We start from the raw sequence: 13,089 nt of genomic DNA on the forward strand, positions 1-13,089 counted from the left end.
GGTACTGTCTCTGGCGGAACCGTCTCTGGCGGCACTGTCTCTGGCGGCACTGTCTCTGGCGGTACCGTCTCTGGCGGCACGGTCTCCGGTGGCACCGTCTCTGGCGGAACCGTCTCTGGTGGCACCGTCTCTGGTGGCACCGTCTCTGGTGGCACTGTCTCTGGTGGCACTGTCTCTGGTGGCACGGTCTCTGGCGGTACTGTCTCTGGCGGTACTGTCTCCGGTGGTACCGTCTCTGGCGGTACTGTCTCTGGCGGCACGGTCTCTGGCGGCACCGTCTCTGGCGGAACCGTCTCTGGCGGTACTGTCTCTGGCGGTACTGTCTCTGGCGGCACTGTCTCTGGCGGCACTGTCTCTGGCGGTACTGTCTCTGGTGGCACTGTCTCTGGCGGCACCGTCTCTGGCGGCACCGTCTCTGGCGGTTGGGTTACCGCTTGCGGCATATCTACCAATAATTGGCTGCTGCTCGCTTGCGTGACAAAACCATCGCTGACCGTCACTTGTACCCCTAAAACGATCTGTCCACCGCTATAATTGACCGCTGTTGCCTGCAAATCCGGGATTGTCCAAGAGATGGCATGTCCGGATGCGTTGGTTTCCACAACCTGCAGATCTGAAGGAGAGATAATCCAGGTATGGTCGGGACCAGCCACTCCCTTATTCAATACCACTCCGTCAGGAACGCCAGTCAACTGCAAATTGCCATCAATAAACTCCGAACCATCTCGATCCACTTGCGATATTTGCAGTTGCAAAGCCAGTGAACCATCGCTACCGTCTGGAGTGGCATTCATCTGCATAGTCACCCCATCCACCTGGCCATTCTCATGCACCAGAACTCCTGCCGTAGTCGAACGCATGTAGACGATGTCTTTATTGCTCACCTGCACTTGCAACTGAAAATTGCTGCCACTGTCCGCCGTGGGTGTCACGGTCAAACCAGGCACCGACCAGGCTATAGCTTTGCCTGTGGCGGTACTGGCCGTTACCGTCAAATCACTCACTGCCAAACTCCAGGTTCCATTGGCCCCCGGAGTACCCACATTCAAGGTTGCCCCCTCTGGCAGACCGGAAATCACAATTGAACCGGTCAACGATTCCGAACCATCGGCATCAGTCAAGGAAATCTGCAAATTGAGCGGTATTCCGGAATCCTCTGTCCCCTGTGCTGCCGAAAAGGAGATGTTGATTGGTGCAGCGGCCTCGGCATAACGCGCTCCAACTGAAGCACCGGTTGGATTATAAGAGCCCGTTGTTGAAGCAACCGGCGGAGCTACAACCAACTGCACCTGCCCCGTAGAGCTCAGACTGTCAAAACCATCACCAATGCTGACCTGCAAACCCACCTCTACCGTACCACTGCCCCCACCAGGAAGAGTCACCTGCAGGTTGGGAACAGCCCAGGCAATCGGTTGCCCCTCGGCATTGCTGGCAGTCACCTGCAAATCGGATTGGGAAATCATCCAGGTATGGGCGCTATCGCCTGCTTGACCAATATTCAAAGTGGCGCCATCCGGCAAGCCGGTCAACAACAAATGACCATCAATAAACTCTGATCCATCCAAATCGCTTAAAGCCAGTTGCACACCCTGGCCACTGGCGGTATTACTGATTTGCGCCGTATCCGCCTGAGCAGATACTTGCACCATGATCGGCTTCATGGTCAGCACTTGGCTGCCACCGGGACCGCTCAGATTAAGCTGTACACCCAACTGCACATTCTCCCCACTGTTGGCAGCAAGGTTCATCTGCAATCCAGGAACTGCCCAACCTCCCCCCATGCCACTGCTGTCAGCGCTGCTCGCCTGCAAATCGGCGGCTGAAATAATCCAGGTATTATCCGCTCCTGCCACCCCTTTGTTGAAGGTGACTCCCGCCGGAACTCCGGTCAAAACCAGCTCACCTGCACTCAGCAAACTACTGCTGGCATCCGTACTGGGCAAAAAAAGATCAAAAGCCACTGAACCGTCTTCCACTGCCGCAGCCACGGCAGAATAAGACCCCAGCACGGCTGCGAACTCCGATGTACTGGATTGCTCTGTGGTTGTCATTGTTCGACTCCTTACGACCTGCGATAAAAAGGGGTGGTGAAGGTTATACAAAAACGCCGTTTATGATGATGCAAAAAAGAATCCAATAAAATAATACAATCAATATCAATACCTTATAAAACAACCCCCTCCCCAAAAGGCAGACAAATCAAAGCAAAAGGTCACAAAATGTAAAACAACTCACGCCCTGCCAGCAACAGCAACAAAATAATTCAATAAATTTCAATATTTTAACCATAACTGTCATAATTTTTTACATGTAAAAGAGAGTTACAAAAAAGCCACTATCTCTCTCGGAATGCCTGATCAATCGAGGCATATATTGGCTTAAGTAGATATTCCATAAGCGTTTTTGCCCCAGTATGAATATCGGCCTGTACCACCATCCCCGGCAACACCTCATTGACTTTGGCTTGGCTGCCGACATGATCCTTATGCAGACGAACCAACGCCTTGTAATAGGGCTCTTTACCCTCTCCCTCCTGAAAAGTGGTCGGCGAGATCGATTCCAAGGTGCCTTCGATCCCGCCATAGCGCGCATAATCGTAGGCCAGCACATTGACCGTCACCCGTTGCCCTACTGCCAGATGACCCACATCCAGGGTACGAATCCGCGCTTCCACATAACGCACTGGACCGATTGGCACAATTTCGGCGATGGTGGCCCCAGGAGCCAACACCCCACGCACCGTTTTCACCGGCATCTCCTGGACAATGCCATGCACCGGCGACCGCACCTCCAAACGGGCCACCCGATCCCTGTTTTGCATCAACCCCTCCTCGACTTTGCTCAGATCGGCGGTAACCTTGCTCAACTCACCTTGCGCTTTCTCACGCAGTTCATCCTCCCGTTTGGCCAGATCCAGCAAAATTTCCTGCTGGGCCTTTTCCGCTTTGCTCTGCAGATCATGATTGCGCTGCAATTCGCTTTCGGCATCATTCAACTGTTGCTCTACACGAATCAGATCCTGTCGCGAGGTAGCTCCACTGCGCAGACCGCTTTCCAGAGAGGCTTTTTCCTCTTTGACCAAACGAATGCGATTGCTAAAAAATTTACCCATGCCACGCAACTGCTCCTGCTCCAAACGATGGCTCTCGGCCTGCGCCTGCAAAAGCAGGCGCTGACTTTGCCGTGCCTGTCGTTGCGCCTGCAAGAGCTGTTGTTGACTCTTCAGCACCGCGACAAATTCAGCAGACACTTTGCCATAGTCCGCCTCATTGTCATCGAGAAAAGCGCGCAAGCGGGCTTGCCAGGCCAATAAAGTGGCCTGTTCGGAGCGCACCTGTTGCAGTGCGGTAAGGGCAGCATGGGTATCGAGACGCACTAAAATCTCGCCCTCTTGCACAATTTGCCGCTCTTTGACCAAAATCTCCTGCACAATCCCCCCCTCCAGATGTTGAATACGCTGGACCGGAGCGGCGGCGATTACCTGCCCGGAAGCATGGGTCATCTCATCCAGGGAAAAGGAGCTGGCCCACAGACAAAACAGAATCAAGGCCACAGAGATCAACAACAAGGCACTGCGCAGCAAACGCGGCAGCTCTGACTCCTCGAACAGTACCGATTGCGCGAGATAACGATTGCGCTGATAGGTAATCACCGGCAAGCTGGTCTTGTTGGCAACCGCAAGCTGTAGCGGTGAGCCTGGCGCCTTGCCTGCAGCAGGAAGAGCTGGTTGTTCGTTCATGCCGACTCCTTGAGAATCTGCGCTAATACCTCGGCTGTGGGGCCTGCCAGACGCAACACACCCCGCTCCAAATAAAAAATGCGTTCGGCCAGACGCATATGACTGGGTCTATGGGTTACCAACAGCAAGGTGACATGTCCACGCAAACGGCGCACAATCGCCATAAATGCTTGATCGGCCTCCTGATCCAAAGAACTGGTGGGTTCATCCAGGAGCAGGATCCCGCCACCGCTACTGTTGCGCAACAGAGTGTTGGCCCGCAGATAAAGACGGGCAAGAGCCAATTTTTGTACAAACCCGGCCGACAACAAGGCATACTGCGCAGAGGCATCCTGCATCTGTCCAGAAACCCAGGTGTGCAAACCCTCTGGCAATTTTTCAATGGCCGGCAGCAGAGTCGCCTGCCGACAGGCTTGCAGGATCTCCTCATCACTGGCCAGGGGATTGCCAAGGCGCAGATTATCGGCCAACGTACCATAAAAAAGGCGATTGGATTGTGGCAGATAGGCAATGCCTCGGCGCAAGGTCAGCGGATTGAGGCGACGAATATCCATGCCATCGATACGAATCTGCCCCGCTTGCGGCGCATACAGCCCGGCCAACAGTTTCAAGATGGTCGATTTGCCAGAACCGTTGGGACCAATGATGGCGACACACTCTCCGGCTTTGATCTCACAGGAGAGGCCGGCCAAGGCCGGTTCGGCCTCTGCGGAGTAGCGCACTCCCACACCGGCAAAGGAGATCTGGCCGCGAAAAAAATGGCTCGGCTCAGGGGGCGCAAACTCCTCCTGTTCTGGCTGGGCATTCATCAAGGCATTGATCTGCTGAATATCGGAGTGCAAATGCCGCAGATGGGTAATGGCATGCAGTGCGGTTTGCATGGGCGACAGCACCTTCCAGACCAGAATCATGATGGCCACCAAAGCGCCACCGCTCAACTCTCCTGCCATCACCTGTAAAACTGCGGCACTGATGGTGGTGACCCCGGTGGAGACCACCAAGATGTGTGACAGGGTTTGCGCCAAGGTATTGATCTGTTCACTTTGTCGATTGGCCTCCGCGGCTTGGGCGGCCAAAGCACGAAAGCTTTCCATACGGATAGTTTCGCTGCCACATTGGCGAATGGTGGCCATTTTACTGCAGCTCTCCATGACAAATTCCTGCTTGCGACCATTGGCCAGACGGCTGCGTGTCTGGGCTTGCGCCACCGATGGCTGCATGGACCACCAGAGCAGAGCAAACAAAAGGATGGCCAGGAGGGGGATAAAGGCCAACATCCCTGCCAACATGCCGATGACCAGCAACAAAAGCAGTGAGAAAGGCAGGTCAAAAAAGAGCAGCGCCATCGGGGTAGTCAAAAAGGCACGCAGGGCATCAAACTCCTGCAAACGCGCCACCTGCACCCCTACCGGCGCCCGTTCGATCAAAAAGGTTGGCAAGGAGAGAATGCGTAAAAAGGTGGAACAGCCGATCATGCCATCCAGTCGGGCCCCGATATAGACCATCATTTGCGCGCGACTGCGCCGCATCAACCAATCAAACAACAGGGCCAAAGCGCTGCCGACCAATAAATGGTATAAGGTCTCCAAAGAGCGGCTGCCCAACACCCGATCATAGACCGTCATGACAAACAGTGGAAAAACCGCCTGCAACAAGGTCAGCAACAATGAGAGCAGCAACAGAGGGCCCAAGGCGGGTCGAAAACGTTGGGTGACCATGGCAAACCAACCAGAGCGTGCCTGTTGGGCCTGGCGCTCTTCCAGATCGAGCGGGGAAAAATAGCAGGCTATGCCATCCAGATCGTCGCCATCCGGCAAACCAATGCGTGCGGATTGCGGGTCGTAGACCACCAAAGTTTGCCCAGAATCACGCAACAACAAATATGCCTGGCCAGAGTTGCTTATAAACAGGCAAGGCACCCGCCGGGGATGAATATCGTTCAGGGCGCAGCGTTGCACATGGCTGTTAAAGGAGAGGCGCGCCAAGGTATCGCGCAGAGCAGTCAAATCAAGAGGGTGTGCAGTAAAAGGCAGAGCATCGGCTACTGCCCGCCAGTCACCATGATAGCCCAAAGCCACCAGCAGGGGCAGCAACAGAGCACCCAAAGCGCTGCGCTGATGATTTTCCAGCAGCACACCCGATAATGCCAAGGATGGCTGCAGCAATTTGGCCATAGCCAGCCATTCGGGATTTTCTGCGCGGAGAATGGGATCGCTATGGGCAAGCATCCTTATCCTCCTGTTGTTGCTGAGTTGTCCTTGACCGGCCACAAGCAGCCATCACGCAGGGTCAAGACACGATGGGCAAGCGACAGCAATGAAGGACGCTGACTGATAAGAATGAGCGTACATTGGTCACGCAAAGCCAACAAGGCCTGGCGGACTCGTTCATCGCCATTGCCATCGATGGCCATATTGGCCTCATCAAACAGCAGCAAACGTGGTGGAGTGACCAAAGCACGAGCAATTACCAAGCGCTGTTTGATACCGCGCGGGATCATCTCCTGGTTGCCATCATCGATGAGGGTGTCATAGCCTTTTGGCAAGGCCAGGATAAACTCCTCGACCCCGAGCAGGCGCGCCGCCTGTTTGGCCGATTCGCTCCACTCTTCGCGAAACATGTGCAGATTTTCCAGTAAGGTACCACGCAACAACACCCCTTCCTGAGGGATATAGGTGATACCGTCAGGCCGATGCTGGTAAGGATCCAAGGCATCCACCCGGACTATACCGCTGCCTGGCGCAAAAATACCCATGATCAAGGAGAGCAGAAGAGTTTTGCCACTGCCGTTGGCACCGATAATGGCGATGGTCTCACCGGCCACTACCTGGAGGGAGAGATTGCGCAATACCGGTTGCTGTCCATCCACTGGAAAGGTCACCTGCTGCAAACAGAGGCTTGCCCCTTGCGGGGAGTTTTTTTGCTGTCGAAAGGAGAGGGTTGCACTCTGCTCACGGCAGAGAGGCTCCTCTTGTGCCGCAACTCCCCTCTCCTCACCCTGCAAAGCTGTGCCTGTAGGCCCCTCCTCCTCTCCCTGCAATCCCTGGGCAAAGAGCTCTTCCAGACGGTTACGTGCGATACGAATCGATTGAAAGCGGGCCCATATTCCGACAGCCGTTTGCAGCGGTTGCAGCGCCCGGCCAGCCAGCATCGAACAAGCCACCAAACCACCAACAGTCAACTGCTGCTCAATCACCTGCATGCCACCCATACTGACCATGGCAATGGTGGCCAGTTGGGAAAAGAAAAAACCGGTATTTTGTGCATCGGCACCATGCAGACCGATCTCTTGCACTTGTGCAGCGGCATCGGTCAACAACTGCTCATGGCGGCGTGCCATACTGAACTCCAAAGCCAGCGCCTTGACGATAGAGATGGCGCTGAGCGTTTCTATAATAAAGTGCAAACGCCGTTCATTATATTTTTCGCTCTCTTGAATTTTCCGGTACAAAGAGCTTTGCCAATACCAGGCAGCAAGGGCATACAGCAACAACAAACAAACGGGCACCCAGACCAAACCACCAGCCAGATGATGGATCAAAAGCAGATAGAGCAAAACAAAGGGAAGTTCCAAGAGCACCAAAGCCGCCTGCCCCGAATAAAACTCCTTCAAGGTCAGGACAGCCGCCAAACGTTCGCTCTGCACAGCTACCGAGCTTTGCGCAAACCTGCTCCAGGGCAGATGCAACAGATGCTGCATGGCCGTACAAGAGGCTTGATATTCAAAGCGAGAACCGATCCAACCAGTGATCAGGGAACGACCAAAACGCAGAAGAGACTCCAGAAGCAAAGCAGAAAAAACACCGACCAACAGCCACTGCAAGGTACTGATGGCGGAAAAACGAATGATCCGATCATAAATTTGCAACAACACCAGGGGCAAAACCAGAGAGAGCAGGTTGATCATCAAAGAGATCAACAACAGTTCCGCCAGATAGGGTCGCACGACGGAAAATGGGGTGAGCTTTTGCAACCACTCCTTCTGGGTAAGCAAATGCTTCTCTTCCCTCATACGCACTTCCTCATGAGTGGAATAAAGCGCTGCAACCACTCCTGCATGACAACCAAGGAACTGTTTTCCTTCATACCTTCTTCCTCAAGGTGCGGGGCCACACTGACAGGTAAAGCGATGCATGATCTCAATCAATCGCGCCTTTTTGATGGGTTTGGTCAGATGAAAATTGCATCCGGCATGTTGACTGCGCTCTTGTTCCCCAGACAGGGCATGGGCAGTAAAAGCGATGATGATGGTGGGATCTCGGCCATTTTCCCGTTCCCATTGGCGAATGAGGCCTGTTGCCGTATAGCCATCCATGATGGGCATCTGCACATCCATCAAAATCAGATCAAACCTCTGCTGTTTTACCTTTTCCACAGCTTCGACGCCATGGTTGGCAACCTGTACAGTGAAAGGAGTGTTTTTCAGGAAAGCTTGCACCAAGATCTGATTGTCCTCCGAATCCTCCACCAGCAATATTGTCTTATTCCGGCAGTCCGCTGCAATGTGGGGGGCAGGGGCAGGTGTCTGCTGTGGTGGAGTGCTCTCTGGCAGAGGCAAACGCAGATGGAAACAGCTCCCAGCCCCCAAGCGGCTGGAAACATTTATTTCTCCACCCATACGTTGCACCAATTGCCGACTCACTGCCAAACCCAGACCGGTGCCGCCAAAGCGCCTGGTGACACTTGCCTCCACCTGGGAAAAGAGCTCAAAAATAGTGTCCAGATCCTTTTCATCAATACCGATCCCGCTATCCTCAACCTCCAAATGCAGCCATTGACTCTCCTCCTGTTCCGCCCAGGCACGCAAGGTGACTTGACCCTGTTCGGTAAATTTTATGGCATTGCCAAGCAGGTTGAACAAGACCTGACGCAGACGCAGGCGATCTCCTATAACCCAACGGGGCAGCAGGGGATGGATAGTCAAGACGATGGGCAATCCCTTTTCATCGGCAATCACTTTCAACAGTTCGCAAACCTCCTGCAGCAGCTCCGGCAAAGAAAAACGTGCGGGAAAAATCTCCAATTGATCGGCTTCCATTTTGGAAAAATCCAAAATTTGATTGATCAAATCGACCAAACCATCACCTGCCTGTTGCAATTTACGCACATAGTGTTGTTGTTCTGGATTTAACGCTGTTTCCAACAGAACATCCCCCATACCGATGACCACATTCATCGGGGTACGGATTTCGTGGCTCATGGTAGCCAGAAAGATGCTTTTGGCCCGATTGGCCGCTTCGGCCTGATCTCTGGCTTTTTGCAGGGCAATCAATTGTTTACCCAAAAGATGGAAGGCAAAAGCAATCGCCGATCCTCCCAACAACCAGATTAGTCCATGCGACCAAAGAACAGCGCTGGCACTAATATGGGATAAAAGCAGATAAGGAGCCAGTGGCACCGACACTCCCACTCCCCCCCGCACATCACCCACTTGGTAGCCTTGGTGACCGTGACATTTCAAACACCCTTCGGTAGTCACCAAAGGCTGCATCAAACGTAAATATTTTTCTCCCTCTATGGAAGCAAAGGTCATAATCTCCTTTGCCCCTTTTTCAAAAGCCAGTAGTGCCTCAGTTTCCCACGGATCGGGGGCATTGTTGGGATTCAAATATTTCAAACTGGTGATTCGACCGCGAATACCATAGAGCTCAGCAAAATCGGACATCAACTGCCGCAACATATAGGCAGGATTCATCAGAGTCAGTTGGCGGCCAGAGGGGGTTACAAGATCACGTTCAGGGATGTGGGCGAGATAGGGACTGGGAGGGGTGCGCTCATCGACCGGAACATAGACACCACCATGGGAGGTGGCCCAGAGACGAAAGGCGACATCCTTTTCAAAGTTGGCACGGGCAACGCTAATCAGGAGCTGTTCGGTTTGTTGATTTTCGTTGTAATGATTCCAAGCCAGAGAGAGCAGAATCAAGGTGCTCCAGATCAGCAGCGCCAGAAAAAAGCGACTGTTCATCCATGGGGGAGGTTGCCAGTTCAGGTGTTTCATCCGACCCTCCGTTCGCAGCAATTTCTGCCTGATGGACCGCCTGTTTCCAGGCGCGTACTGCCTGCAGCCAGGCAGTTCGAGCAGAAAGAAAGGCCAATTTATTGGCTGGGGTTTCGGCAGTCAGCCAGTTATGCCAAGCCAATTCTTCACTTTTTTTCGCGGCATTGACCAGCTCTGCTGCCCGCAGAGCTTGGGCAAACCATTTATTGCTCATTACATTCCCCCAGATAATACATACTCATTTCAGGATAACGTGAAACGGCTACAGGAAACAATCCCCAGATGCAAAAAAAATGGTTCAATGGGGAGCAGGAGGTTGCAGACGATCGGCCTCGCGGAGAGCCGGAAAGAGTTTAGCCCACAAGAGGGTGACGGCAATGGCACCCAGACCACCGAAGATGGCGGAACCGACCACACCGAGAAAGCGAGCGGCCACACCACTTTCAAATTCGCCCAATTCGTTGGAGGCGCTGATAAAAAGACCAGATACCGCTGAGACACGTCCGCGCATGGCATTGGGGGTTAAAATCTGCACCAAATTTTGCCGGACGAAGACGGAGATGGAATCGGCTGCTCCGGCCACCATCAAGGCCATCATGGAGAGAAGCACAGAACGTGACAGAGCAAACACCAATGTAGCCAAGCCAAAGAGCGCCACCCCACCCAGCATCCAGTAACCGAGACGACGGCGCAGGGGATAGAAAGCCAAAAGCAGAGTCATGCTGCCGGCGCCCAGGGCAAACACGGAGCGCAATTGACCAAATCCTTCCGGACCAATATCCAAAACATCTTTGGCAAAAGCGGGCAGCAAAGCGGTCACACCGCCGAGCAGCACCGCAAACAGATCCAAAGAGATGGCACCGAAGACAGCCTTGCTGCCCCAAATATAGAATAATCCTTCGCGGATCATGGTCAGACGGGAGCCATTGTTTGACGCGGGAGGTCGCGTATTGACGGGCAGATAGTATAACCAAAGAGCCGCCAACAGTGAAAACAGATAGAGCAGTGCGGCGCTGGCATTGGCGACAACTGGTGAATCAGCAGTCAACAGGCCACCCAACCAGGGGCCCAGGATCATCCCCCCTTGCACACCAAGGGTATTCCAGGCAATCGCCCCTGGCAACACCTCGGCAGGCACCAGAGTGGGAGACATGGCCATGGCGGCGGGCATGGCAAAGGTGCGCGAGATACCAAAAAATGCGGAAACAATAAAGATCAAAGGCAGGGAGGGAGTCGCCTCCGCCGCAAGCCAGGTAAAAGCCAAAGAGCAGAAGAGTTGCAAAAGGATACAGGAGAGAAAGATGCTGCGGCGGTCATAACGATCGGCGACCGCACCGGCGACCAGAGCCAAGGCAAACATCGGCAAAAATTGCACCAGGCCCAACATCCCTACCAAAAACATGCTCTCTGCCTCATCAAGAGTCAGACGCGCCGTGCTGTAGACTACCCAACCAATGGCCACCCCTTGCAAAAAAGTGGCGATATTGCCGGTAATGCGTGACAGCCAATAGGTGGTAAAGGCACGATGACGAAAAACAGCATGCGGGGAGATAGCTTCACTCATCAACAGGCATCCAAGCAAGCAAAGATCTGCCACTGGGCAGCGGAATCAAGGGATGGCTTGCAGAGATCGACCATCGACAATCTCAAAGCGAGCCAGGGTAGACACGGGTGAATCTTCGTCTCGCACATCCTCCAGAACGCGCAGAGTGATTTCTGCACGTGTTGGAATAATCTCAATCACACCATAACCCCGTTTTTCGCTATAGGAGAGCAGGCAATGGGGATTTTGTGCGGCATGGCGATTGGTTGCCTCCTGGTTGCGGCCACTGCGCGAGGTAATACTGGTACCGATACATTCGCTGGCAACAATGGGGGAGCGCACATCATAGGGATTGTGATGCACATTGGCTAGCCAATGATAATGGATATCTCCACCAACCAGCAGAGGATTGCGTGGACGATAGTGCAGCAAAAGATCCAAAAGGCGTTGTCGTGCCTCTGGATAACCGTCCCAACGATCCCGAGAGGCCATGACCCCATACCCCTCTTGATAGTTTCCTGGGGTAAAGCGGCTTTGCGTGACGATAATATTCCAAAGAAAAGGCACAGAGGCGCTGGCCTGCAACCCCTCCTCCAGCCATTGTTCCTGCGCCCTGCCCAACATGCTGCGGCTGGGATGGGGAGAGGAGCAGCCACTATTGCCGGAAACAGCGCTATCCTCTGGACAGAGTGGAGGATCCCGATATTGCCGACAATCCAAAAGATGAAACTGCGCCAAACGACCAAAGGAGAGCCGATCATAGAGGCGCAGTTCTGCTCCTTGTTGCAGACCGCGCAAAGCATTTTGCAAGGTGCGCAGTCGCAAGGGCATATGTTCATAGTAGGCTTGATAGGCGGCAGCACGAAGCGCCGGAAAGGATTCTGTACCATAGATGGAGTGAAGCCCGGCATAATCATTTTGCACTTCATGGTCATCCCAGACCACCAGCCATGGACAATGGGCGTGCATGGCTTGCAGCAAAGGATCGCTTTTGTAGAGGGCATAGCGTTGGCGAAAATCGGCCAGGGTGCGTGCGACAGGCAAAGCATGGGCACGCACATTGCGTTGGTTCACCTCCTTTGCCCCAGCATATTCATAAATATAATCGCCAACAAAAAGGAGCAGATCCAACCCCTCCTGCTGCATCGCCCGATAGGCGGCAAAAAAGCCATTTTCCCAATTCTGGCAGGAGGCATAGGCAAAACGCAGCTTCGTGGGCAGACTCTCTGTGTGCGGCAGGGTGCGGGTGCGCCCGCGACTGCTATAGTGTCCACCGACATAAAAATGATAGTGATACCAGCAATCGGCTTGCAGGCCACTGACTTCAACGTGCACGGCATGGGCCAACTCCGGCAAGGCCAGGGCAGCTCCTTGGGCAACCACTCGGTGTGGATCATCGGCTGCAAACACCTGCCAGGCGACGGAAACTGTTTGTTCGGGGGCGATTTCATCGCTCAACAAACGGGTCCAGAGGACAAAACCATCCGGGCTGGGAGAACCGCTGGCCACCCCCAAGCCAAAGGGGGAACGCTGCAAGGCGTTGAGAGGTTCGGCGGCCTGCAAACGAAGCGGCGAGTGCATCTCCACACTCAGCAAAAGAAGCCATTGCAGTACTTCCCGACGACTCAACAGTAGTTTTTGGCGTTGCATTGCACTCACTCCTGGTCTCAAACCCGTGTGGCAGCGGTGACACAGGGCAATCGCATTTGCCAATTTCTTCACTGTTGCCACAAGCGAAACTGTGCATGTCGGGCGTCCGCCCTCCCAAAGAGTGCCCCTGCGGGGCACAAATCTGTGCGGCGTGCG

The 13,089-nt window shown here is 53.9% G+C and carries 8 protein-coding genes; all 8 read right to left on the reverse strand.

The window, feature by feature from the left end; all coding sequences use genetic code 11:
* Positions 1–456: histone H1-like repetitive region-containing protein (locus EJP87_RS18980; RefSeq protein ID WP_193771243.1), on the reverse strand; the 456-nt coding region annotated here is incomplete at its 3' end.
* Between the two features lie 1,879 nt (positions 457–2,335).
* On the reverse strand, positions 2,336–3,739 hold the full coding sequence (locus EJP87_RS08470) for an HlyD family type I secretion periplasmic adaptor subunit (RefSeq protein ID WP_130471431.1): 1,404 nt from the start codon (positions 3,737–3,739) through the stop codon (positions 2,336–2,338).
* Positions 3,736–5,967: a peptidase domain-containing ABC transporter gene (locus tag EJP87_RS08475; protein WP_130471432.1), complete on the reverse strand. Its 2,232-nt coding sequence runs from the start codon at positions 5,965–5,967 to the stop codon at positions 3,736–3,738. The genes EJP87_RS08470 and EJP87_RS08475 overlap by 4 nt, the downstream gene beginning before the upstream one ends.
* A 2-nt stretch (positions 5,968–5,969) precedes the next feature.
* Complete coding sequence (locus EJP87_RS08480; protein ID WP_130471433.1) at positions 5,970–7,751, reverse strand: peptidase domain-containing ABC transporter; 1,782 nt, start codon at positions 7,749–7,751, stop codon at positions 5,970–5,972.
* Positions 7,752–7,835: 84 nt separating this feature from the next.
* Entirely contained in the window at positions 7,836–9,707 is a 1,872-nt protein-coding gene (locus tag EJP87_RS08485) for an ATP-binding protein (protein WP_227657539.1), read from the reverse strand.
* On the reverse strand, positions 9,598–9,954 hold the full coding sequence (locus tag EJP87_RS18445; RefSeq protein ID WP_227657537.1) for a hypothetical protein: 357 nt from the start codon (positions 9,952–9,954) through the stop codon (positions 9,598–9,600). The genes EJP87_RS08485 and EJP87_RS18445 overlap by 110 nt, the downstream gene beginning before the upstream one ends.
* Positions 9,955–10,038: 84 nt before the next feature.
* Positions 10,039–11,304 (reverse strand): MFS transporter, encoded by a 1,266-nt coding sequence (locus EJP87_RS08490; RefSeq protein ID WP_130471435.1) that lies wholly within the window; start codon positions 11,302–11,304, stop codon positions 10,039–10,041.
* Positions 11,305–11,349: 45 nt separating this feature from the next.
* Positions 11,350–12,933, reverse strand: coding sequence for an alkaline phosphatase D family protein (locus EJP87_RS08495; RefSeq protein ID WP_130471436.1), 1,584 nt, complete (start codon positions 12,931–12,933; stop codon positions 11,350–11,352).
* Positions 12,934–13,089 lie beyond the last annotated feature (156 nt).

The organism is Candidatus Magnetaquicoccus inordinatus (assembly GCF_004217665.1).
Lineage (GTDB): Bacteria > Pseudomonadota > Magnetococcia > Magnetococcales > Magnetaquicoccaceae > Magnetaquicoccus > Magnetaquicoccus inordinatus.

Coding starts and splice junctions, on each gene's coding strand:
- EJP87_RS08470 (WP_130471431.1), bottom strand. CDS start 3,739: ATGAACGAACAACCAGCTCTTCCTGCTGCAGGCAAGGCGCCAGGCTCA.
- EJP87_RS08475 (WP_130471432.1), bottom strand. CDS start 5,967: ATGCTTGCCCATAGCGATCCCATTCTCCGCGCAGAAAATCCCGAATGG.
- EJP87_RS08480 (WP_130471433.1), bottom strand. CDS start 7,751: ATGAGGGAAGAGAAGCATTTGCTTACCCAGAAGGAGTGGTTGCAAAAG.
- EJP87_RS08485 (WP_227657539.1), bottom strand. CDS start 9,707: ATGAACAGTCGCTTTTTTCTGGCGCTGCTGATCTGGAGCACCTTGATT.
- EJP87_RS18445 (WP_227657537.1), bottom strand. CDS start 9,954: ATGAGCAATAAATGGTTTGCCCAAGCTCTGCGGGCAGCAGAGCTGGTC.
- EJP87_RS08490 (WP_130471435.1), bottom strand. CDS start 11,304: ATGAGTGAAGCTATCTCCCCGCATGCTGTTTTTCGTCATCGTGCCTTT.
- EJP87_RS08495 (WP_130471436.1), bottom strand. CDS start 12,933: ATGCAACGCCAAAAACTACTGTTGAGTCGTCGGGAAGTACTGCAATGG.